General features: G+C 73.0%; 25 protein-coding genes. 12 read left to right on the forward strand and 13 right to left on the reverse strand.

All coding sequences use genetic code 11. The features are described 5' to 3' along the window. The first annotated feature begins 41 nt into the window (after positions 1-41). From SOM35_RS07970 to SOM35_RS07980, 3 genes are read left to right on the forward strand one after another with little or no spacing between them, the layout of a single operon-like run. Positions 42-608, forward strand: coding sequence for an RNA polymerase sigma factor (locus SOM35_RS07970; protein ID WP_320515009.1), 567 nt, complete (start codon positions 42-44; stop codon positions 606-608). Next, positions 605-1,297, forward strand: coding sequence for an Asp23/Gls24 family envelope stress response protein (locus tag SOM35_RS07975; protein ID WP_320515010.1), 693 nt, complete (start codon positions 605-607; stop codon positions 1,295-1,297). Before SOM35_RS07970 ends, SOM35_RS07975 begins: the two co-directional genes overlap by 4 nt. Next, positions 1,294-1,662, forward strand: a complete 369-nt coding sequence (locus SOM35_RS07980) for a hypothetical protein (protein ID WP_320515011.1) — start codon at positions 1,294-1,296, stop codon at positions 1,660-1,662. The genes SOM35_RS07975 and SOM35_RS07980 overlap by 4 nt, the downstream gene beginning before the upstream one ends. Positions 1,663-1,738: 76 nt before the next feature. Here the strand turns inward: SOM35_RS07980 and SOM35_RS07985 are convergent, their stop codons facing one another. The 7 genes from SOM35_RS07985 to SOM35_RS08015 form a co-directional block, all read right to left on the reverse strand. Continuing rightward, entirely contained in the window at positions 1,739-2,623 is an 885-nt protein-coding gene (locus tag SOM35_RS07985) for an aggregation-promoting factor C-terminal-like domain-containing protein (protein ID WP_181439223.1), read from the reverse strand. Positions 2,624-2,987: 364 nt separating this feature from the next. Further along, positions 2,988-3,443 carry a MarR family winged helix-turn-helix transcriptional regulator gene (locus tag SOM35_RS07990; RefSeq protein ID WP_146248127.1) on the reverse strand — a complete coding sequence of 152 codons (456 nt, stop codon included), beginning with the start codon at positions 3,441-3,443 and terminating at the stop codon, positions 2,988-2,990. A 188-nt stretch (positions 3,444-3,631) separates the two neighbouring features. Further along, complete coding sequence (locus SOM35_RS07995; RefSeq protein ID WP_301222884.1) at positions 3,632-4,282, reverse strand: GntR family transcriptional regulator; 651 nt, start codon at positions 4,280-4,282, stop codon at positions 3,632-3,634. Between the two features lie 80 nt (positions 4,283-4,362). Next, positions 4,363-4,830, reverse strand: a complete 468-nt coding sequence (locus SOM35_RS08000; protein WP_320515012.1) for a DUF1810 domain-containing protein — start codon at positions 4,828-4,830, stop codon at positions 4,363-4,365. Continuing rightward, positions 4,827-5,651 carry a YqjF family protein gene (locus tag SOM35_RS08005; RefSeq protein WP_320515013.1) on the reverse strand — a complete coding sequence of 275 codons (825 nt, stop codon included), beginning with the start codon at positions 5,649-5,651 and terminating at the stop codon, positions 4,827-4,829. Before SOM35_RS08005 ends, SOM35_RS08000 begins: the two co-directional genes overlap by 4 nt. After that, positions 5,648-6,049: a DoxX family protein gene (locus SOM35_RS08010; protein WP_320515014.1), complete on the reverse strand. Its 402-nt coding sequence runs from the start codon at positions 6,047-6,049 to the stop codon at positions 5,648-5,650. The genes SOM35_RS08005 and SOM35_RS08010 overlap by 4 nt, the downstream gene beginning before the upstream one ends. Positions 6,050-6,120: 71 nt before the next feature. Then, a complete protein-coding gene (locus SOM35_RS08015) occupies positions 6,121-7,440 on the reverse strand; it encodes a bifunctional phosphopantothenoylcysteine decarboxylase/phosphopantothenate synthase (protein ID WP_320515015.1) in 1,320 nt (439 codons plus the stop codon). Positions 7,441-7,514: 74 nt separating this feature from the next. On the opposite strand from SOM35_RS08015, the gene SOM35_RS08020 reads away from it, so the two are divergent. From SOM35_RS08020 to SOM35_RS08030, 3 genes are all read left to right on the forward strand, one after another. Then, a complete protein-coding gene (locus tag SOM35_RS08020; protein ID WP_320515016.1) occupies positions 7,515-8,273 on the forward strand; it encodes an NRDE family protein in 759 nt (252 codons plus the stop codon). Between the two features lie 70 nt (positions 8,274-8,343). Then, complete coding sequence (locus tag SOM35_RS08025; protein WP_320515017.1) at positions 8,344-8,775, forward strand: chemotaxis protein CheY; 432 nt, start codon at positions 8,344-8,346, stop codon at positions 8,773-8,775. Then, the gene (locus SOM35_RS08030; RefSeq protein ID WP_111074679.1) at positions 8,772-9,080 is read left to right on the forward strand and encodes a transcriptional regulator; all 309 of its coding nucleotides are present in this window, start codon (positions 8,772-8,774) and stop codon (positions 9,078-9,080) included. The genes SOM35_RS08025 and SOM35_RS08030 overlap by 4 nt, the downstream gene beginning before the upstream one ends. A 137-nt stretch (positions 9,081-9,217) precedes the next feature. Here SOM35_RS08030 and SOM35_RS08035 read toward each other — a convergent pair whose 3' ends face one another. After that, entirely contained in the window at positions 9,218-10,135 is a 918-nt protein-coding gene (locus SOM35_RS08035) for an SDR family oxidoreductase (RefSeq protein WP_320515018.1), read from the reverse strand. 101 nt (positions 10,136-10,236) lie between these two features. Here SOM35_RS08035 and SOM35_RS08040 point away from each other — a divergent pair, with 101 nt between their 5' ends. From SOM35_RS08040 to SOM35_RS08050, 3 genes are all read left to right on the forward strand, one after another. Next, on the forward strand, positions 10,237-11,346 hold the full coding sequence (locus tag SOM35_RS08040; RefSeq protein ID WP_320515019.1) for an LLM class flavin-dependent oxidoreductase: 1,110 nt from the start codon (positions 10,237-10,239) through the stop codon (positions 11,344-11,346). A 206-nt stretch (positions 11,347-11,552) separates the two neighbouring features. Beyond that, positions 11,553-12,179: a hypothetical protein gene (locus SOM35_RS08045; protein ID WP_320515020.1), complete on the forward strand. Its 627-nt coding sequence runs from the start codon at positions 11,553-11,555 to the stop codon at positions 12,177-12,179. 510 nt (positions 12,180-12,689) lie between these two features. Then, a complete protein-coding gene (locus SOM35_RS08050) occupies positions 12,690-13,181 on the forward strand; it encodes a pyridoxamine 5'-phosphate oxidase family protein (RefSeq protein WP_181439222.1) in 492 nt (163 codons plus the stop codon). Positions 13,182-13,270: 89 nt separating this feature from the next. On the opposite strand, the gene SOM35_RS08055 is transcribed toward SOM35_RS08050, so the two are convergent. Next, a complete protein-coding gene (locus tag SOM35_RS08055) occupies positions 13,271-14,512 on the reverse strand; it encodes a hypothetical protein (protein ID WP_320515021.1) in 1,242 nt (413 codons plus the stop codon). Between the two features lie 187 nt (positions 14,513-14,699). Between SOM35_RS08055 and SOM35_RS08060 the strand changes: the two genes are divergently transcribed. Together SOM35_RS08060 and SOM35_RS08065 are read left to right on the forward strand one after the other, a co-directional pair. Beyond that, the gene (locus SOM35_RS08060; protein ID WP_320515022.1) at positions 14,700-16,151 is read left to right on the forward strand and encodes an MFS transporter; all 1,452 of its coding nucleotides are present in this window, start codon (positions 14,700-14,702) and stop codon (positions 16,149-16,151) included. Between the two features lie 211 nt (positions 16,152-16,362). Then, on the forward strand, positions 16,363-17,070 hold the full coding sequence (locus SOM35_RS08065; RefSeq protein ID WP_258376697.1) for an endonuclease/exonuclease/phosphatase family protein: 708 nt from the start codon (positions 16,363-16,365) through the stop codon (positions 17,068-17,070). A 359-nt stretch (positions 17,071-17,429) separates the two neighbouring features. On the opposite strand, the gene SOM35_RS08070 is transcribed toward SOM35_RS08065, so the two are convergent. Genes SOM35_RS08070 through SOM35_RS08080 form a run of 3 tightly spaced genes read right to left on the reverse strand, consistent with a single transcriptional unit; the run spans position 17,430 to position 20,097 of the window. Continuing rightward, positions 17,430-18,101, reverse strand: a complete 672-nt coding sequence (locus SOM35_RS08070; RefSeq protein ID WP_111074671.1) for a methionine ABC transporter permease — start codon at positions 18,099-18,101, stop codon at positions 17,430-17,432. Continuing rightward, positions 18,098-19,135: a methionine ABC transporter ATP-binding protein gene (locus tag SOM35_RS08075; RefSeq protein WP_320515023.1), complete on the reverse strand. Its 1,038-nt coding sequence runs from the start codon at positions 19,133-19,135 to the stop codon at positions 18,098-18,100. The genes SOM35_RS08070 and SOM35_RS08075 overlap by 4 nt, the downstream gene beginning before the upstream one ends. Then, entirely contained in the window at positions 19,135-20,097 is a 963-nt protein-coding gene (locus tag SOM35_RS08080; RefSeq protein WP_320515024.1) for a MetQ/NlpA family ABC transporter substrate-binding protein, read from the reverse strand. The genes SOM35_RS08075 and SOM35_RS08080 overlap by 1 nt, the downstream gene beginning before the upstream one ends. A 211-nt stretch (positions 20,098-20,308) precedes the next feature. Between SOM35_RS08080 and SOM35_RS08085 the strand changes: the two genes are divergently transcribed. Then, positions 20,309-20,806 (forward strand): 2'-5' RNA ligase family protein, encoded by a 498-nt coding sequence (locus SOM35_RS08085; protein WP_320515025.1) that lies wholly within the window; start codon positions 20,309-20,311, stop codon positions 20,804-20,806. Here SOM35_RS08085 and SOM35_RS08090 read toward each other — a convergent pair. After that, a complete protein-coding gene (locus tag SOM35_RS08090) occupies positions 20,799-22,067 on the reverse strand; it encodes a D-arabinono-1,4-lactone oxidase (RefSeq protein ID WP_320515026.1) in 1,269 nt (422 codons plus the stop codon). The genes SOM35_RS08085 and SOM35_RS08090 overlap by 8 nt on opposite strands.

Raw genomic sequence — 22,067 nt, forward strand, 5'->3', positions numbered from 1 at the left:
ACACGCGGGCAGTTCGACCCCGTCACCAGTAGAAGGAAACCGTGCAACCGCAGCAACACCGGACGGAACTCGTCGACCTCGACGACGAGGTGCTCGCCGCCCGTGCCACCGACGGCGACGTCCGTGCGTTCGAGGTGCTCATCCGCCGGCACACGCCGCTGCTCCGTGCCTACGCCCGACGGACGCTCGGGTCGACCGACGAACTCGACGACGTGGTGCAGGAGACCTTCATCACCGCCTGGGACCGCCTCGACGTGCTCGAGGACCGGCGTCGGGTGAAGGCCTGGTTGATGCGCATCCTCAGCCGCAAGTGCCTGGACCGCATCCGGGCGCGGCGCGACCACGACGACGTCACCGAACTCGAGATAGCGGCACCGTCCGACGGCGCACCGGAGCGCGTCGCCGAGGCACGGTCCCGCGAGGACGCCGTCGACCGGGCATTGGCCGAGCTGCCGCCGGACCAACGGCGCTGCTGGGTGATGAAGGAAGTGCTGGAGTACCGGTACGAGGACATCGCCGAGGAGTTGGGCCTGCCGGCCTCGACCGTCCGCGGACTGCTGTCCCGCGCCAGGAAGAACATGATCAGACTCATGGAGGGATGGCGATGACCGCCGCACCCGGACCGCACGAGCCCGACCTCGCGGCCCTCGAACCCGAGGACCTCGACGGGCACACGATCGACGAGCTCTCCGACTACCTCGACGCCGGCATGGTGCCCGCGGACCCCACGATCGACGACTCCCCGGCGTGCCAGAACGCCCTCGCCGCGATCATGCGGCTGCGGAGCGCGTCGCTCGGGTCCCTGGACGAGGCCGCGAAGGCCGAGGCGCCGGCCGACGAGTCCTGGATCGGCGGGGTCCTGGCGAACATCTCGCTCGAGGTCCGCGCCGGCCGGGACATCCCGCTGCGCGCCGCGGCACCGACCGAGCACCCGGTGATGACCGAGGGTGCCGTCCGGTCGCTGGTGCGTCGTGCGGGTGACGAGGTGCCCGGCGTCGTGGTGTCCCGCTGCGTCCTGGACGGCGACGTCACCGAGCTGGCATCGCCGGTCCGGGTGAGCGTCGAGATCGCCGTCGTCGCCGGACACCGGATCGTGCCGACGGCCGACTCCGTCCGTCGGGCGGTCGAGGAGATGCTGGCGGCCCAGACGGACCTGACGGTGGAGGCCGTGGACGTGCTCGTGCGGGACCTCATCGCCCCCACGACCGCGGACCGTGTCGCGACCGCGGACCGTGTCGCGACCGCGGACGGCACTGCGAGCACCGGCACGGACGCCGACGAGGAGGCAGCACGATGACCGATGACATCCCGGGCACCGAGCCCGTCCAGCCGGAGCCGGACCTCCCCTGGACCGACGAGGCCCTGCTCGCCGTCGAGGCGGTCGTCCTCGACGTGCCGGGCGTCACCGACCTCTACCGCGGACGGACCTCGGTGGGCAACGCCGTCGGCAGTGCGGTCGCCGCGGTCCGTCGGATCGGGTCGTCGGAGGCCGCGCCTCGCATCGCCGTCGACGGCACGACGCTCCGGATCGTCATCGGCACGGACGGCGCCGCACCGGCACCGACGGTCGCGCACGCGGTGCACGACGCGGTCCTGGCGGCGGCGCGATCAGCGGGTCGGCAGCCGACGCGCATCGACGTCCGCGTCGCGCGCATCGGCTGAGCGGAGCCCGTGACCGGACCGCTCAGCACCGCCAGACCGCTCAGTACCGCCGGACCGCTCAGTACCGCCGGACCGCTCAGTACCAGTTGACCGCCTGCGAGTGCGACCACGCGCTGCACGGCGTGCCGTACGAGCCCTTGATGTACTGCAGACCCCAGGCGACCTGCGTGGCGGCGTTGGTCTGCCAGTCCGCGGCGATCGAGGCCATCTTCGAGCCGGGGAGCGCCTGCGGGATGCCGGTCGCGCCGCCGTTCGGGTTGACGGCCCGGTAGTTCCAGCCGGACTCCTTGGTCCACAGGCTGTCGAGGCACTGGAACTGGTCGGAGCCCCAGCCGTACTGTGACGACGCCAGTGCTGCGGCTGCGGTCTTGGCGCCGGCGGGGGTGTTCGCCCGCGCCTGGGCCTCGGCGGCCGCCTGCTCGGCCGCGGCCTTCTCGGCGGCGGCCTTCGCGGCCGCTGCGGCGTCCGCGGCTCGCTTCGCAGCGGCCTCGCGGGCTGCGGCTGCCTGGGCGTCGGCGTGGTCCTGGTCGGCGCTCGCCTGGGCGACGTCCTGCACGGTGTCGACCGTCGAAGCGATCCGCTCGGTCAGCGCGGCTCCGGACAGCGAGGAGTAGTCGGACAGCGAGGCGATCCGCTGCTCGAGCCGCCCGGTGTCGGTCTTGTCGTTCGCGTCACGGACGACGGTGCGGGCCGTCGAGATCGTGGCGGCCGCCTGGGCCCGGTCGAGGTCCGTGCCGGACAGGCGGGGCGTCGCGCTGGCGGTGGGGACGCCGAGCGCCTCGCCGAGTGCGGGCTGCGTCATGGTGAGGGCACCGCCGGCGATCGCGACGACCGCGGCGCTGCCGGCGATCATGACGCCGTGCTTGCGGAGGGCCCGGCGCATCCGGCGGGAGGGGGTGTCGAGGGCTGCGCGGCGGGTGCCGGGAGCCGGGGTGCTGGTGCGGGGAGTGGTTCTCGTCATCGTTTCCGGGTGTCAGCCGGCTCGTGGTGCGGGTCCGTCGGGGCGTCGACGCACGGCGTGCACACGGGTGGTGCGCACGCCGGTCACCGGTGTCCGTGGGCCGTCGGGGGAACGGCCGGGTCACCGGGAAGGACAGCAGGGTGGGGGACCTGCAGTCGTCGCGTCGTCGCGTGGACCCGCGAGCCGGGGGAGGACCGGACGGTGATGTGGGGCCCGTCCGTTCCGCCGCGGTGCGGTGACGGTGTCGTCACTCGCGGGGGCGAAGCGGCAACGATGACCCGTGATGCTGGGCGCCACGTCAGCGACCGCTGCCAGAACGGTCGGTCCACCGGCCGGTAACGGTTCGGTAACGAGCCGGTGACGATCAGTGCGTCGGTGCCGCCGGGGTCGTCGGACTCTGGGCGACCCGCTCGAGGGCGTCGAGTGCCCGGGCGATCGAGTCGACGTCATCGGGGGACAGCTCGGCGATGAGCTCGGCGACGATGCCGGTGCGCTGCGACCGTGCGGTGTCGACGGCGTCCATGCCCGCCTGGGTCGCACTCACCATGAAGGCCCGGCCGTCCCGCGGGTCGGGGTCACGGGCGATGAACCCGCGCTGCTCGAGCTCGATGAGGATGCGCGTCATCGTGGGCTTCGTGACGACCTCGATCCGCGACAGGTCGCCGGGGCGCAGGGGTCCGTGCTGCACGATGGACGCCAGCGCCGAGACGATCCCGTAGCCGAGCGAGGCGGAGTCGGTGCGCGCCCGTCGGTTGATCCGGCCGACGGCCGCGGCGAGGCGGGCGGCGACCTCGGTGCGGTCCGGGTCGAGGTCGGTCATGGTCGCTCCGCGGGTGGGGATCGGGTGGGTGTGCACGATCGTAGCGGTCACGGAATGCACGTCGAACGGGGGACACGGCGGACCCCGCCTCGGCGGGCGTCCTGTCCCCGGAACGCGGACCGCCCGCGGCGCACGAGCGTCGCGGGCGGCGTCCTGTACGGATGTTCAGGACATTTCGGAACCAGCGGTCAGCGCTTCTCCCCGGGGAGCATGTGGATCGCTTCCGTCGCGAGCTCGGCGGTGATGTTGTCGCCGTCCGCCGTGGCTGCCCGGAGCCGTCGGAAGTCCTCGGTCATCTGGTCCCAGTCGAGCAGCTCGTCCAGGTTCGGCAAGCGCAGTCGGAAGGCCAGGCCGTCCATGGTGTCCTGGCACACCCGCTGCAGGTTCTCGTTGCCGCACTCGTCGACGTACAGGGCGAACACCCCGAGGGCGTCACGGTTCACGGCCGGGACGTCGTGCGCCTCGAGCTCGGTGATGGTCTTGTCGAGTGCGCTGAGGATCCGCTTGCGCGATGCCGAGCCGAGTCGGGGGACCGCCAGGCGGACGACCCCGCCGAACAGCACGCCGAGGGTCTGCATCGCCTCGATCACCTCGTCCGGGTCCGGGGTGGTGACCCGCGTGTACCGGTTCGGTGCCATCTCGATCAGTCCGGCGCGTGCGAGCTGGCTCAGCGCCTCGCGGATCGGCGTGCGGGAGACGCCGAGCCAGGCGATGAGCTCGTCGTCGTTGAGGCGCTCCCCGGGCTCGAGGGTGCCGTCCATGATCGCCTCGTGGATCTTCTGGCGGACGGTGTCACGGAGCAGCTTGTGCTCGGTCGGGGCGCTGCTGGGGACCGGCATGGGGACCTTCCGGGGTTCGGGACGGGTGCCCGCTCACCGTACCTGATGTGGTACCGGACGGTCGCCTCCATGACGCGTGCTCAGACTCCGAGCAGGCGCAGCGTCTCCGGGTCCTCGTCGCCGTCGAACCAGCGGTCGAGCACGGCCGTGAACGGTGTCGGGTCGTCGGCCGCCCGGGTGAAGAGCGTCATCGAGGACCGGGCCTTGACCGCGTCGATCCCGCCGAACAGTGCCTCGGCAGAGCCGGCCGGAGCGTCGAGCACGGTCGCCACGACCTCGAGCAGCCGCGGTCCGAGCACGGGGTGCGCGAGGTACGCCCGGGCCTCGTCCAGACCGGACACCGCGTACCGCTGCGCCGTCGCACTCCGCCCGAGCCCGGCGACCTGTGGCAGCACGAACCACATCCAGTGCGAGCGCTTCTGCCCGCCGGCGAGCTCGGTCAGTGCCTGTTCGTGGACGCCGGCCTGCGCGACGACGAAACGGCCGAGGTCGAACGGGTCGCCTCCGGACGGGTCCGGTCCGTCCCGGCGACCGGCCGCCTCGCTCACCGGACCACGTCCCCCCACGCGTACCGGACCGTGGTGCCGTCGACCACGAGCAGCGAGTCCGGCTGCCGGTCGAACAACCCGGGCAGGCCCACGGCGGCGGGCAGGTCGCCCTCCAGGCGCTCCAGGGTGGCCGAGCGGACGGTCAGCGGAGCGTGTTGCCGCTGCCAGAACAGCGTCTGCGCGAGCAGTCGTGCGTGGATCCCGGCGCGGGTCGTGAGCTCCGCGGCCAGCGGGGACCGGTCGACCGCACCGGCCACGACACGGACCGAGGCGGCGTGGCGGGGGCCGGTCGTGCCTCCCGTCCGACGGGCCTGCCGGACCGCGCGGATCGGGTGCCGGACCCGGTCCGGGTGGCGGACCGACCGGTGGCTGACGGTCTCGCCACGGCGGCGCGACCGTGCCCACGCGAACGTGTACGGCACGCCGAGCAGGGCGTGCGCGGCGACGATCGCGGGCACGTTCGGGGTGTCGACGGTCAGGTACGCGATGCCGCGTCGGCCGACGTCGTCGACGGTGAGGACCTCGACCGTGACCTCGGTCATCGACCCCAACCGGGTCGACGGCGGGAACGGCGGCACCTGTGTCTCCCGGAAGACGTACGAGACCAGGCCGACCCAGGCGCTGCCGTCGACGACGTCCGGCCGGGTCCCACGCGGGACCAGGCGGGCCAGCGCCGCGGGCTCGTACCGCCAGTGCGCGAAGACGATGTCGTCCCACGCGTGGACCGTCACCGGCCGGTGTCGGAGGGCGACCGCAGCGCGGGTGCGCGGGTCGTCGTCGCCGGAGCCGAGTCCGGCTGGCGGTCGCCCGTCGTCGGTCATCGCCGGGGAGCGTGGCGGGCGACGCGCAGCGACCACGCGACCAGCGGTGCCTGCAGCGGCAACCGGAGGACCGCGACCAGCCGTGCCGCCCTGGAGGCCCGTGTGCCGTCGAGCACGTCGCTCGCCATCTTCACGTTGGCCGGGAACACCGCCAGGAACAGGGCGACCGCCGCCCAGCCGGCGCGTCGCCGGGTGGCGGGGACGAGGAGACCGACGGCGACGCCGAGCTCGGCGAGGCCGGAGACGAGGGTCGTCGTCCGGGGCGGCAGGGTGTCCGGGACGATCCGGTCGTAGTGCTCGGGCCGGAGGAAGTGTGTCACCCCGGCACCACCGAGGAGGACTGCGAGGACACCGGCGGTCCTCCTGGCACGTCGTGCGCGTTGGGTGCGGCGTCGCATCGTCCCATCGTGCCCGATCGGACCCCGCCGACGCCCAGGTGCGGCCCAGGTGTGCCCCGGTCCGAGGGTGTTCAGGCCAGCGCGGTCGCGACCAGGTCGAGCACAGCCGCCGAGACCTCGGCCTTCGTGCCCGAGGTCTCGCGGACGACCGTGCCGCCGGGGACGAGCACCTCGATGGCGTTCTCCTCGCGCTCGAACCCGTGCGACCAGCCGACGTGGTTCACCACGAGCAGGTCGGCCGGCTTCCGGGCGATCTTGGCGCGTCCGAGTGCCAGGCGTGCCTCGCGGTCGGGTTCGGTCTCCGCCGCGAACCCCACGATGACCTGACCGACCCGGCGTGCGGCGACGAGTTCGGCCAGGACGTCCGGGTTCTTCACCAGCTCGAGCGTCATCCGGTCGCCCTGCTGCTCCTTCTTGAGCTTCGACTCGAGCACCTCGGCGGGGCGGTAGTCGGCGACCGCGGCGGTCATCACCAGGACGTCCGCGTCCGGCGCTGCCGCGTGCATGGCGGTCGCCAGCTCCTGCGCGGACCCGACCCGGACGACGCGGACCGGCAGCCCCTCGGTGAGGCCGCGGTCGGTGTTCGCGGCGACGAGGGTGACGTCGGCACCACGGCGGGCGGCCTCGGCGGCGAGCGCCACACCCTGGCGACCGCTCGACCGGTTGCCGACGAAGCGGACCGGGTCGAGGGGCTCGCGGGTGCCGCCGGCGCTGACGACGACGCGGACGCCGGCCAAGTCGCCCTGCTCGCCGCGGGCGGCGGAGTGCGGGGTGGTGGCCGGGCCAGCGGGACCTGCGGCCCCGTCCGTCCCGGTGGTGCCGGCGCGCTCGGTGGCCTCGAGCACGGCGAGCGCCGCAACGACGATGTCCTCCGGCTCGGACATCCGCCCGATGCCGGCGTCGTCCCCGGTCAGGGCCCCGACGACCGGTCCGACGACGTGCACACCACGGGCGTGCAGGGTGGCGAGGTTCGCCCGGGTGGCGGGGTGCTCCCACATCTGCGGGTGCATGGCGGGCGCGACGACGACGGGTGCCTCGGTGGCCAGCAGCGTGGTGCCGAGCAGGTCGCCCGCGAGGCCGGCGGCCATCTTCGCCAGGCTGTCCGCGGTGGCGGGGGCGATCACGACGAGGTCGGCGCGGCGGCCGAGCGCGACGTGCCGGACCTCGGCGACGTCGTCCCAGACGCTGGTGGAGACGGGGTTGCGGCTGAGGGCCTCCAGGGTGGGCAGCCCGACGAACCGCAGCGCTCCCTCGGTGGGGACGACGTGCACGTCGTGGCCGCGCTTGACGAGGTCGCGGACGACGCCGACGGCCTTGTAGGCGGCGATCCCGCCGGTGATGCCGACGACGACGGTACGGGGGCGGGCGGGCTGCGGGGCTGCGTCGTTCACAGCGCTCACGCTACCCGGGCGGCTCCGCGGGCCGCCGGGTCGGTTCCCGGAGCGCGGGTGGCAGGATCGGCCCCATGTGCACCGTCGTCGTCCGTGTCGACCCCGGCGCGGCGTGGCCCGTGACCGTCCTGGCGCTCCGGGACGAGTCCCCGGACCGGCCGTGGGACCCGCCGGCCGCCTGGTGGCCGGAGCGCGACCCGGGTGTCGTCGGCGTGCGTGACCAGCAGGCGGGAGGCGCGTGGCTGGCCGCCTCGGACCGCGCCGGCCTGGCCGTGGTGCTGAACCGGTGGGAGCCGACCCCCGGTGTCGACGGCACGTGGAGCACCCGGGGGACCCTGCCGTTGGACGCGGTCGTGGACGACGTCGTGCCGGGAGCGGACGGTGCGCTGCCGACGAGTCGGGCGTTCAACCTGGTCCGCGCCACCGCCGAGGGTGCCGAGGTCGTCACCTGGGACGGGGCCGCGGTCCGGACGACGGCGCTCGGTCCGGGCGTGCACATGGTCACGCACGGCGAGCCGGATGACCCGGCCGCGCCCCGGATCGGACGGTGGCTGGAGGCCTTCCGGGCGGTGCCCGCTCCGACGGGGCCGCCGACGGCCGAGCCTGCCGACGAACTCCGCACCGCGCCGGACGACGGGTGGGCGCCGTGGTTCCAGGTACTCGCCGGGTCCACTGCGCTGGCGCCGGACGACCGGGACGCGATCCTCCGCGACACCGTCGAGCCGGAGGGGCACTTCGCGACGCTGTCGATCGTGGCCGCGGCGGTCGGACCCGGGCGGACGGTGCTCCGGCACACGCGGCTGGCGGAGCCGGGGGAGCTCCCTCCGCGCTGACAAGTTGTGGAAAGTAGTTGCCAAAGTGGAAAGTACCGGTCATGCTGGAGGCAGCCGAAGGAGGCACACCATGACCGACCACACGCAGCTCAGCCCGACCGACGCCCGTCGACTGCTCGACGAGGCCGACCGCGTCAGCCGCCGGGCCCACGACGCGACCCGCTGGCCCTACGTCACGTTCCTGGTGGGGCTGGGCACGACCACCGCGTTCGGCACCCTGGCGATGGCCCTGACCGAGGGATCGGCCTTCGGTGTCGCCTACGTCGGCACGATGATCGCCGTGTTCGCGCTGATCATCTTCTTCTGCATCACGATCCAGGGTCGACGGGCGTTCTCGTGGAGCCGTCGCTGGTCGCTCTACATGGGCGCCTGGGTGGTCACCTACCTCGGGGCGATCGCGGTCGTCGGCTGGGCGCACGGCAACGTCGTCGCGGCGGCCGTCACCTCGGGGCTCGTGCTGCTCGTCACGACCGTGTGCGCCGCCGTCGAGGCCCGTCGGTGACCGCGGAGCAGGTGCACCCGCGACACCGCCTGGTCGACGTCCTGCAGCACCCGGTGCGGTTCTCGATCGTCGCCGCGCTCGACAAGGCCGAGAAGCTCGGGTTCGCCGAGGTGCGGGACGCGGTCGAGGTCAGCGACTCCGTGCTCAGCAAGCAGGTGTCGGCGCTCGAGGCCGCAGGCATCGTCGACGTGCAGAAGGGCTTCGTCGGCAAGGTGCCGCGGACGACCCTGGTACTCAGCCGCTCGGGGCGGGCCGCCTGGCGCTCGCACCTCGCGGCGCTCCGCCAGATCGCCGGGACGGACTGACTGCCAGGTCGGACTGCCCGGCGGCACGGTCTGGTCGCCGGGAGTGACCGGCTGCCGGACCGGGGGAGCGGGACGGGGGTGTGGCGGGCCTCCCGGCCGGAGCGGCGTGTGCCGACCGGTCGGGAGGCCCGTCCGTGTCAGTCCGGCAGGCGCGTGCCCGTGAGGTCCTCGGCCACGGCCCACAGCGAGCGTGCGAGGTCGACGCCACGCGCCGAGCGGGGGATCGACGCGAGGGTCGCCGGCCCGACCAGGCCGAACGGGCCGGCCGGTCCGTAGTAGGCGCCCGAGGCGGCGTTCCCGCCGACGGCGGCGTAGAGCAGCGGCTCGGTGCCCTGCTCGACGTCCTGCGTGAACGGCATCGCCCGGTGGCTCGACTGCACCGGACGGTCGCGGCCCAGCGAGCGCCCCGCCGACTGCAGGTTCGTGCGGGTGTAGCCGGGGTGGGCCAACGTCGACGACAGCTCCCAGCCGCGGGTGACCGCGACCTGATGCAGGTGCAGACCGAGGAGCAGGTCGGCGAGCTTCGACTGGGCGTAGGCGAGCCACGGCTGGTACCCGGTCTGCCACTGCAGGTCGTCGAAGTGGATCTTGCCGGGCACCGCGGCGATGCTCGACATCGTCGTGACCCGGGGGGACTCGGCACGGAGCAGGGTCGGCAGCAGCAGGTTCGTCAGCGCGAACGGGCCGAGGTAGTTCGTCGCGAACTGCAGTTCGAAGCCGTCCACGGTCTCGAAGCGCTCGCGGGGGGCCATCACGCCGGCGTTGTTGACGAGCACGTCGAGGGGACGGTCGTCGGCGATGATGCCGTCGGCGAAGCGGTGCACGCTCGACTGGTCGGCGAGGTCGAGCTCGCGCACCTCGAGGTCGGCGTCGGGGTGCTCGTGGCGGATCTCGGCGGCGGCGGCCTCGCCCTTCGGCACCGTGCGGACGGCGATGACGACGCTCGCGCCGGCTCCCGCCAGACGACGGGTGGCCTCCTTGCCGGTACCGCTGTTCGACCCGGTGACGACGATGCGTCGGCCGGTCTGGTCGGGGAGGTTCGAGGACTGCACCATGCGTCGGACCGTACACAGCGGGGCTGGGGGTGCGGCGGCGTGCGGATCGTGCTAGTTTTCATGCGTTCGCATTGATCGACTGCGAGATCCGGGAGGGTCACATGAGCAACGCCTTCGGTACCGACCGACCCTCGGACGTCCCGCCCCCCGCACCGGACCGCGTCGGCCCCGTGCAGCTCGGCCTCGACACGTTCGGCGACGTCACCGAGTCCGCCGACGGGGGCGTGCAGACCCACGCCGCCACCCTCCGTGACCTGATCGACGAAGCCGTCCTGGCCGACCAGGTCGGCATCGACTTCATCGGCGTCGGCGAGCACCACCGCGCCGACTACTCCGTCAGTGCCCCCGAGGTCGTCCTCGCCGCGATCGCCGCCCGCACGTCGCGCATCCGGTTGGGGTCCGCCGTCACCGTGCTGTCCTCCGACGACCCGGTCCGTGTGTACGAGCGCTTCGCCACCGTCGACGCGATCTCGAACGGCCGCGCCGAGGTCATCCTCGGCCGCGGGTCCTTCACCGAGTCCTTCCCGCTGTTCGGCTTCGACCTGCACGACTACGAGGTGCTGTTCGAGGAGAAGCTGCAGCTCTGGAGCGCCCTCCGCGGCGGCGACACCGTCACCTGGCAGGGCACCAAGCGCGCCTCACTCGTCGAGCAGGACGTCTTCCCGAAGCTCGAGCACGGCCCGATCCCGACCTGGATCGGCGTCGGCGGCTCCCCGCAGTCCGTGATCCGGGCGGCGTCGTACGGCATGCCGCTGTTCCTCGCGATCATCGGTGGGCAGCCCGCGCAGTTCGCCCCGTTCGCGCGGCTCTACCGCCAGGCGCTCGACCAGCTCGAGCTCCCGCAGCAGCCGATCGCCATGCACTCGCCGGGCTTCATCGCCGAGACCGACGAGGAAGCGGCCGAGCGCTACTGGCCGTACCACAAGGCCGTCACCGACCAGCTGGGCCGGGAGCGCGGCTGGCCGCCCATCGACCAGGCGGGCTACCGCGCCGGGCTCTCCGCCGGCGGCTCGCTGTACGTCGGGTCGCCGGAGACCGTGGCCCGGAAGGTCGCGCGCAACATGCGGATCCTCGGCGTCTCGCGGTTCGACATGCGGTACGCGACCGGGCACCTGCCGCACGCGGACATGATGCGGTCGATCGAGCTCTACGGGACGCGCGTCGCGCCGCGGGTGCGCGAGCTGCTGGCCGAGCCGGTCCCGGTTCCCTGAGTCGCGCCTCCCGGCCGTGGTCGCGGTCGGGGCCGCGGTCGGGGCCGCGAAACACCGGTGTTCGTCCGTCACGCCGCGTCATCACGCGGCGCGGCAGACGAACACCGGTGTTCTGCATCCGTCCGCGTGGTCGCGTCCGCACGGCCGGGAGGCTCGGGGCACGCCCGCCCGGCTGCTCCCGGGGCGACGCGGGTAGCGTCGGGCGCATGTCGCCGAGCAGCAACGAGACCACCGAACGACGGTTCCGCGGGCGGATCCTCGGCGCCGGGAGCACCTCCGGCGTCCGGTTCGTCGTCGGCATGTGGGAGTCCTCGCCGTTCGGTGCGTTCACCGACGTCTTCGTGGAGCTGCCCGACGGCTCGAGCGTCCTGCTCGCACCGGACGAGATCGTCGCCGCCTACGTCTCCGGCACCTACCGCTTCGACGCCGTGTCCGTGGTCGACATCGACGCCCGCCGCACCACCCGCGGCCTGGAGCTCGACGCCGGTCCGCTCGTCGCCTCGGTCGACGTCGGCGGGATCTCGCCGCTCGGCCGGGTCCTGCGCATCGTCCCCAAGCGCATCGCCCGTGACCCCCGCTGGCTCACCGTGATCGACCCGGTCGCGAAGCTCGTCGCCCCGGGTGCCGGGACCGCGGGCACCGCGGGCAACGGCCGCCGCGAGTACTACGGCGTCACCGGCGCGCACGACGTCGTGGGCGTCCGAGGCAGCTGGGCGGGGGAGCCGCTCGGCGAGCTCGCGCCGCTCGACCCGCCGGTGCGGTTCGGCTTCGCCTCGCTGCCGCGGATCCCGCAGGTCGTCGACGTCGAGACCACGATCCGCGAGCGCGCCTGACGCGTCGGCGGGCGCCCGCTCGCGCCGAGCCTCGCCCTGGCGGACAGCTTGCGCCGTCCGGATGCCGCAGAGTGCCCGCCCAGCCGAGCCTCGGCGCGCGGTGCGCGACGCGTGGCGGCCGCCGCTCGCACTGGCGGCGCCGCGGCCGCCGCCGCTGGCCGAGCCTCGGCCTGGCGGGCAGGTTGCGCCGTCCGGATGCCGCAGAGTGTCTGCCCAGCCGAGCCTCGGCGGCCAGCGCGCGGTGCGCGATGCCGCCCGGCTGGCGGCCGCCGCCGCTGGCCGAGCCTCGGCCTGGCGGACAGGTTGCGCCGTCCGGGCGCCGCAGAGTGTCCGTCCAGCCGAGGCTCGGCGCGCGGCGGCCCTCGGCGCGCACCCGCGCACCGGACGGGAGGCCCGGCGCCGGCACCGCGCGCGCGTCCAGTGAGCGGGGGCACACTGGTCGGAACGGTTCGCGCCCGGTGCCCGGCTGACGTGTCAGCGGGGCCGGGGCGCACGACGCAAAGGAGCATCATGACCGACACCCAGACCGACCACCGTGCTGCCATCTCCGACATCGTCCACGGTGCCCGCACGGCCCTCCTCACGACGGTGAGCGAGGACGGCCAGCTGCACGCCCGGCCCCTCGCCGTGCAGGACAAGTCCTTCCACGGCAGCCTGCGGTTCCTCGTGCAGGACGGCAGCGAGAAGGTCGAGGACATCGCCCGGAACCCGCACGTCAACGTCGCGATCGAGTCCCAGGGCGGCTACCTGTCCATCGCCGGCACGGCCACGGTCAGCGAGGACCGTGCCGTCATCGACGAGCTGTGGTCGCCGTTCGCCGAGGCGTGGTTCCCCGACGGCCGCGACGACCCGTCGATCCGCCTGCTGACCGTCGAGGGCGTCTCGGTCGAGTACTGGACGCAGGACACCGGGCCGGTCGGCTCGCTCGTGCAGACCCTCAAGGCCGCGCTCGGGCACCAGTCGCAGCCGGACCTCGGCAGCCACGGCACGCTCGAGGTCTAGTCGGGCGCCGACACCCGGGCCGACCAGCCCGGGCGTCGGCGCCCTCGCCAACGGGAGGCGAGACGCCGGGTCAGCCGAGCGTCAGGTCGTCAGGGCGGTCCGAGCAGCCAGAGCACCGCGACGAACACCGGCTGCAACACCAGCGCTCCGGTGACCAGGGTCCACCGCATCGCGGGCTTCGCGACGATCCCCGGCGAGCCCATCAGCGGCGCCAACGGCATGAGCAGACGCGGGGTCGACGCCATCGGCAGCGACACCGCGAACACGTAGAGCGCGTACCCGGCGGCGAACACGATCGTCGTCGTCCCGAGCTTCCGGGTCGACCGGCGTGCCAACCACATCGGGTAGAGCACGAGCAGCACCACGACCATGAGCACGCCGCCGACGCCGAGCCACTTGGCGGTGGTCAGGAACCACGGCGACAGCGGGACGAAGTGCACCCGGCCGATGAAGTTCACCCACCAGGACATCTCGGTGGCCAGGTAGGCGTCGGGTCGACCGGTGGCCCAGCCCGCGATCACCGGCCACGCGGCTCCGGCGGCGGCCATCACGAGTCCGGCGACGACGACCTTGACGCGCTCCAGGACCGGGAACTCGTCGAGGGTGCGGACACCCGAACGGCGGGCGCCGACGTAGCGCACGAGGGCGATGACGCCCAGGGTCAGCGGGATCGCGAGCGCGCCCGGCCGGGTGAACGCGGCGACGACCCCGAGCACGGTGAGCAGCCCGTACCGTCGCCGTTCCATCGCGAGCAGCGCGCCGAACGTCAGCGCCAGGAACGCGGTCTCGGCGTACCCGACCTGCAGCAGGAACGACAGCGGACCGCACGTGAAGAAGAAGACCGCCCAGAGCGCTGCCGTGTTGCCGGCGTGCTCCTGGACGAGTCGGTGCAGCAGGAACGTCGCGATGAGCCCGGCGATGACGGCGACGGCCGGCCCGCCGATCGTGAACGGCAGACCTGTGGAGACCGTCAGCAGACGGATCGTGAAGGGGAACGCCGGCAGGAACGCCCACGCGTTCTGGGCGACGTGTCCGGTGGCGTCGAGCGGCAGCGCCGAGGGGTAGCCGTGCAGCGAGATCGCCTCGTAGTACTGGCCGTCCCACGACGTCAGGAACGCCGTGAACCCCTGGTCGTTGCCCCACAGTGCGTTGGCGGGCTGGACGCGCGCCATCAGCGGGTAGGCGGCCATCAGCCACATCGTGGACACGAAACGCCCGACGGCCCACAGGAGCAGGACAGCGGCCCACGCCGGCATGCTGACGACCGTGTCGACCACGCGGCGACGGCCCGCGGCGACCGAGCCCGTCAGGACACTGTCCAGGCGGCTCACGCGCGCGGTCCGCGGAGGTCGGGTACGACAGACTGCACGGCCCCACGGTAGTCGGCGATCCCTGGAGAAAGGGGACGTGCCACGTCGTGGCGCCCCGGGGAGGTGATCCGGGCCTCCCGGCTGTCCGGTCCACGTCGGCGACGGGACTGCGTCGGCCAGGACGTGAGCCGGGCTAGCATCCAAGGCGATGACGACGACGACGGCACGACGGACGAGCAGCACGGCGGTCGCCGTGCTCGTGGCCGGCACCTACTTCATGGAGCTCCTGGACGGCACGATCCTGGCCACCGCGGCGCCCGCGATGGGCCGGGACCTGGGGGTCGACTCCGCGGCCGTCGGTGTCGCGATCACCGCGTACCTCGTCACGCTCGCCGTGTTCATCCCGGTCAGCGGCTGGATCACCGACCGGGTCGGCTCCCGCACCGTCTTCGTCGGCGCGATCGCGCTGTTCACGATCGCGTCCGCGCTGTGCGCCGCGTCCTCCGGTCTCGTGGAGCTGACGCTGTGGCGGATCCTGCAGGGCCTCGGCGGTGCGCTGATGGTGCCGGTCGGGAGGCTCGTGGTCCTCCGCAGCGCCGGTCGCGACCAGCTCGTCACGGCCATCGCGATCCTCACCTGGCCGGCGCTCGCCGCCCCCGTCATCGCCCCGTTCCTCGGCGGCGTCCTGGTCGACACGCTGTCGTGGCACTGGATCTTCCTCGTCAACATCCCCCTCGGGGTGATCGCCCTCGTCGCGGCGCTCCTGCTCGTGCCGCAGGAGCGGGCTCCGGAGCGGGTGCCGTTCGACTGGCTCGGGTCGCTGCTGGCGTGCCTCGGGCTCGGTGCCCTCGTGGTGATGGCGTCGCTGCTCGCACTCGACACCGTGCCGGTCGTGCCGGCCGTGCTGGCGGGCGTCGTCGGGGCGCTCTGCACCTGGCTCGCGATCCGGCACTTCCTCCGGGCCAGGCACCCGATCATGGGGCTCGGGGCGTTCCGGCTCGAGACGTTCCGCGTGTCCCACGCCGGCGGCAGCCTGTTCCGCCTGGCCGTCTCCGCGGTGCCGTTCGTGCTGCCGCTGCTGTTCCAGGACGCCTGGGGGTGGACGGCGCTCGAGGCCGGGTCCGCCGTGCTCTGGGTCTTCGTCGGCAACCTCGGCATCAAGCCCGCGACGACGCCGTTCCTCCGCTGGTGGGGGTACCGCCCGGTGATCGTCGTGTCCTCCGCCGTCGCCGCACTGTCCGTCGTGGCGATGGTGTTCCTCACGCCGTCGACCCCGTTCTGGCTGCTCGTCGGGCTCCTCGTCGTCAGCGGAGCCGCACGGTCGGTCGGGTTCACCGCGTACAACACCATCGCGTTCGCCGACGTCGAGCAGCCCGACATGACCGCGGCGAACACGCTGTCCTCGACGCTGCAGCAGACCGCGGCCGGGTTCGGCGTCGCCGTCGCGGCCGTCGTGCTGCGGGCCGCCGCCGGGGTCGGCGGGCAGGGGCTCGCGGGCTCCGGTCCCTACGCCGTGGCGTTCGTCGTCATCGCGGTGCTGCTCGTCGTCGCCTGCGTCGAAGGGCTCCTGATGAGCCGGACCGCGGGGGAGACGGTCCGTCCGGCGCGACGTGCGCCGGCCGCGGCGGCACCTGCGCCGGAGGGTGCGTCGCCGCGCTGATCGGAGGCCACGGCTCGTCACCGATCGTGCACCCGCAGGTCACGTGTCCGGGATGCGCAGCGCGCTACAGTCTCAGCAACCTGCTGCCATCCCCGAGTACCGTGACCGCGGCAGGAGAGCGGGCCGTTCAGGGCCCAGGACGGAAGGCAGCATGGCGGCGCCACACGAGCAGGGATCGACCGAACCGACCACCGCAGTCGGGCAGAGGTCCTTGCGTGTCGTGAGCTACAACCTCCGCGAGCACACCGCGAACAGCGAGCTCGCCGCCCTGGCCGAGGCGTCGCAGGCCGACGTGCTCTGCGTGCAGGAGTGCGACAGCACCGACCTCGCCACCTCCGTCGGCGGCCTGACCCTGGCCGCGTCGACCCAGGCGAACCGACTCGGCCTCGCGATCTACAAGCGTGACGACCGTTTCGACGTGCAGGACTTCGGCATCCACTCGCTGCAGAAGTCCCTGCACGACCGGGTCCTGTCCCCAGCGCACGAGCGACTCATCGCCATGCACCTCTACGACAAGGAAGCCGAGGCCGAGGTCATCGTCGCCTCGTTCCACGCTTCGCCCCTCACCGCCACCAACTCCCTGCGCCGCAAGCAGATCGAGGCCGCGCACGACTTCGTCCGTGACCTGTCGAGCGAGGCCCCGGCGATCATGGTCGGCGACTTCAACTACCCGTGGTTCCAGACGAACCTGCGCCGGAAGATCGAGGAGTCCGGGTTCGCGCTGTCCCTCTCGGACCAGCCGACGTACCTGCGCTACCGCAAGTTCACCGGGCACTTCGACTTCGCCACGAGCGTCGGGCTGCACATCGCCGGCGTCGAGACCCTGCCTGCGGGCATCTCCGACCACCGTCCGATCCTGGTGCGCGCGAGCTACGAGGCGCCTGCCGAGGCTGCCGGGACGGCGTCCGCGGTCGCCTGACGGCCGCCTGCCGGCCGGAGGCGGCGTGCCGGGCCCGCCCCGGGCCTCCCGTCCGGCGCGCCGCGCGCACTCCGCCGAGCGGTCGCGAACCGTCGTTCTGGCGTGCCCGGAGCGACGATTCGTGGCCAGTCGGCGGACTGCAGCCGGGCGCGTCTGCGCCTGCGTCTGCGGGTGCGTCCGGACGGACGGGAGGCGCGTGCCGGCACCCCGACTCCCCACCGGTCACGACACCCCGCATGTGCTCCGCCGAGCGGTCACAGACCGTCGTTCCGGCGTGCCGGGAACGACGATTCGTGACCGCTCGGCGGGCAGCACCCGGGGGCGGCGGCAGGGGAGGCGGGCGGCACCCGGGCCGGGCGTCAGCGGCGGAGCGTCGCCCGCGCCAGGCGGTTGCCGACGAATTGACCGAGCTGCACGATGACCACGATCGCGGCGACCGACACGTAGACCACCCACCAGTCGTACCGCTGCGAGCCGTAGGTGATCGCGTACTCGCCGAGCCCGCCACCGCCGACCAGTGCGCCCTGCGCGGTCATGTCGACGATGCCGATGTAGATGAACGTGTAGCCGAGGATCAGCGGACCGAGCCCCTCGGGGATGAGCACGGTCAGCAGGATCGACACCGGGTGCGCCCCGGAGGCCCGTGCCGCCTCGACGACGCCCGGATCGATGGCGAGCAGGTTCTGCTCCACGATCCGCGACACCGCGAACGCCGCGGCGAGCGAGATCGCGAACGTGACAGCCGGGACGCCGATCGTGGTCTGCACGGCGACACGCGACAGCGGTGCGATCGCGGCGAGGAAGATCACGAACGGGATCGGACGCACCAGGTTCACGACCAGGTTGATGACCGTGTACGCCGTGCGGTTCGACAGCAGGTTGCCCGGCCGGGTGGCGTAGAGCAGCAGCCCGAGGGCCAGGCCGATGACGCCGGCGATGACGAGCGACACCAGGGACATGACGATCGTGTCCCGGGTCGCGGCCAGGAACACGTCGAACGTGTCGATCACGCTCTGGAACGAGTTGTTCATGCGCGGGCCTCCTCGACGACGGTGATGCCAGCGGCGCGCAGCGCACCGACCGACCGGTCGACGTCGGCGTCACGCCCACCGAGCTCGTACGTGAGCGACCCGATCCGGCGCTCGCGGATCTCGCTGACCCCGCCGAAGACGAGCTCGGCGGTGACCGCGGTGTCGCGGAACGCCTGGTCGATGCGACCCTGCAGCCCGGCCTCGTCGGTGATCCGGACGGACACGATCCGGCCGGGGTGGCGCTCGTGCAGACGGGCGACGGTCTCGGGCGAGGGGCGGTCGTGCAGGGCGGTGCGGACGAAGCGCTGTGCGGCCTCGGTGGTGGGGGCGGAGAACACGTCGTAGACGTCGCCGACCTCGACCACGCGGCCCTGCTCCATCACGGCGACGCGGTCGGCGATCCGGCGGACGGCGTCCATCTCGTGGGTGATGACGATGATCGTGACGCCGAGCTCGCGGTTGACGCGACGGAGGAGCGCGAGGACCTCCGACGTCGTCTCCGGGTCCAGGGCACTGGTCGCCTCGTCGGCGAGCAGCAGTTCGGGGTTCGACGCGAGCGCCCGGGCGATGCCGACGCGCTGCTTCTGCCCGCCGGACAGCTGCTCGGGGTAGGCGTACGCCCGGTCGAGCAGCCCGACGAAGTCGAGTAGTTCGGCGACCCGGCGGTCCCGTTCGGCCTTCGCGACACCGGCGACCTTGAGCGGGTACGCCACGTTGCCGGCGATCGTGCGGGAGCGGAACAGGTTGAACTGCTGGAACACCATCCCGATCCGGCGGCGAGCCTGACGGCGGTCCCGCTCGGGGATCGCCGTCAGTTCCTGCCCGGCCACGGTGACCGTGCCCGAGGTGGGCAGCTCGAGGGCGTTGACGAGTCGCACCAGGGTGGACTTGCCGGCACCGGAGTACCCGATCACCCCGAGGACCTCGCCCTGGTGGACGTCGAGGTCGACACCCTCGACCGCGGTGACGGTCTCTCCGGTGTCGGCGCGGCGGTAGCTCTTGGTGACACCGCGGAGTTCGACGAGGGCAGCCACTACTCGGCTGCTGCCTTCGCGTCACGCTCGACGGTGGCGAGCTCGTCCTGCAGGGCGGACGCCTTCTCGTCCCGCGCGACGGCGTCGGGGTAGTCTTTGGTGAAGTCCTTCTGCACGGCACTGTCCTGGAACAGCTTCGCGAGGTCCAGGTAGGTGGCGTTGTCCTTGTCCTCGTTCCGGACCGCGAAGACGTTGACGTACGGGGCGGCGGAGGAGCTGGACGGGTCGTCGGTGAAGACCTTAGACGAGGCGGGCAGCCCGGCGGCGGTGGCGAAGTTGTTGTTCACGACGGCCGCGGCGACCGAGCCCTGCTGCAGCGCGTTCGCGGTCTGCGAGGCGTCGAGCGGCTGCACGTCGACCTTGTGCGACGTGATGTCGTCGGTGGTCGAGAACGCGCTGCCGCCGTCCTGCAGCTCGATGAGCTTCGCGGACTGCAGGACGAGCAGTGCCCGGGCCTCGTTGATGGCGTCGTTCGGGATCGCGACCTTCGCGCCCTCGGGGATCGCGGACGTCTTGTCGTACTTCGTTGCATAGAGGGGGAGCGGGTAGACGGCGGTGGAGCCGATCGGCTGCAGGTCGTCCTTCGCGGTGACGTTGTAGTTCGCCAGGTACTGGATGTGCTGGAACTGGTTGATGTCGACCTGCCCGTCCTTGAGCGCGGGGTTCGGCAGCGAGTAGTCGGCGAAGTTGGTCAGCTTGACGGTGACGTTCAGGCGCTCCTTCGCGAGTGCCGTGTAGGTCTTCCAGTACGGCAGCGCCTTGTCCGCGACACCGATCGTGACGGTCTGGGCCTTGCGGTCCGAACCGCTGACGGCGGCTCCGGCCTGGTCGGAGCCACCACCGCGGACGGCGACGACCACGACGGCGACGATGATCGCGAGGACGACGACGGCCGCGGCGATGATCCACCCGAGAGGGCGCTTGCGCCGCGGACGGTCGGGCAGGACGGGGGACGCGGACATGGCTGCTCCTCGTGAAGGGGTCGCCCTGCTGGCAGGGACGGTGCTGTGGGGGTCCCGACGCTGGGGGTCACCCGGCGGGGACAGCCACGAGTGTGCCCGGCAGCCACGGACCGGGTCGATTCACGTTCCGTCGTGTTACGACCGGCGTCGCTGCATGACAGGCCGGTGTCGCCGCGTGACGCCGGCGCTCGCCGTCGGGCAGGCTCGAGACGTGCGCAGCATCGAACTCCTCCTCGACCCGGATGCCGAACGGGCGGTCCGCGACGCCTGGGAGGCCCTGGTCGCCGCCGACCTGCCGAGCATGGGCCGACACACGTCCGAGACCAACGCTCCGCACGTGACGCTGGCGGCGGGCGAGACGCTGCCCGTGCCGTCCGGCTTCGACGCGCCGCTGCCGAGGGCGATCCGCCCCGCGGGCCTGCTGCTGTTCCCGGCCGGTCCGGGGCGCCACGTGCTGGGGGTCTCCGTCGTGGTCGACCGCGCGCTCGCCGCGTTCCACGAGGCCGTGCACCGCGCTGCGCCCGGCGGCGTCGACACCTCGCTGCCAGGACGGTGGGCGCCGCACCTGACGCTCGCACGTCGGCCGCGGGACGTCGACCTGCCGCGGATGCTCGAGGTGCTGGCGTCGGTCTCGCTGCCGGAGACCTTCGGCATCGCCGGCGTCCGGCACTGGGACGGCGAGACGACGACGGTCACACCGGTCAGCTGAGCCCCGAACCAGCAGGCAGCCCGAGCACCCGCTCGCCGAACGCCGACCGGAACTTGCCGGCCGGGTCACGCCGCCCGACCAGTTCGCGGAACGCGCCCAGTCGCGGGTACAGCGCGGCGACGGCGGAGCCGTCGAGGGAACTCATCTTCCCCCAGTGCGGACGGCCGCCGAACGGGGCGAGTCGCGCCTCCAGGTCGGGCAACAGGGCCGCGACCTGCTCCGGGTGCTTCTTCCAGGTGAACGCGATGCAGAGCACGTCCTCGCCCTGCGTGGGGCTCAGCCACAGGTCGTCGGCCGCCATCGTCCGCAGCTCGCACACGTGCAGGTGCGGCTGGATCCGGTCCGCCAGCCCGCGCAGCGCGTCGAGCGCCGCGGCCGCGTGTCGGAGCGGCACGAAGTGCTCGCTCTGCACCTCGGACCCGACCGAGGGCACCGACTCGATCGGGAAGTGCGGCAGCCGGTCCCACCACGGCCCGATCGAGCCGTCCCGCGCGGTGTGGTGTCCGTCACCGGGCGAGCCGGGCAGGCGGGGCGCGCCCAGGAGGCCCATGGGGACCTCGACGTCGTCGGCCCCGTCCGGCACGCGGGACTTCACGAGCACCTCGGGGACGGTGTCACCGAACAGCGTGTAGGCGCAGACGGAGTACCCGGCGGCGAAGACCTCGGCGGCGGAGGCGGTGAAGGTGTCCCAGGGGATCGGCCCGTAGAGGTCCTGCCGCATCCGGTACGCGGGCTGCACGTCGACGGTCACGCGGGTGACGATGCCGAGCAGCCCGAGGTGGATCGCGGCGCCGCCGAGGTCCGGGTCACCGCGTCGGATCGTGCTGGTGGTGCCGTCCGGGCCGATCAGCTCGAGCGCGGCGACGGCGGTGCTCAGCGAGCCGAGTGTGGTGCCGGAGCCGTGCGTGCCGGTGGCGATCGCGCCACCGAGCGAGATGTGGGGGAGCGACCCCTCGTTGTGCAGGGCGACCCCGGCCGCGTCGAGTTCCGGTGCGACGAGCCCGTACCGGGTGCCGGCGCCCATCGTGGCGGTGCGGCGGTCCGCGGCGACCACGAGGTCGTTCGGCACGGCGGTCAGGTCGAGCAGGACGCCCTCGGTGTCGGCGACGTCGTTGAACGAGTGCCGGGTGCCGAGCCCGTGGACGCGGGGACTGCGGGCGACGAGGTCCGCGACGTCGTCGAGCGAGGTCGGCCGCACCACCCGCTCGGCCGTGTAGGTGATCGTGCCGGACCAGTTCAGCTCGCTCGTCGTCGACCGCAT

It is taken from the genome of Curtobacterium sp. CFBP9011 (genome assembly GCF_034045095.1).
Taxonomy (GTDB): domain Bacteria; phylum Actinomycetota; class Actinomycetes; order Actinomycetales; family Microbacteriaceae; genus Curtobacterium.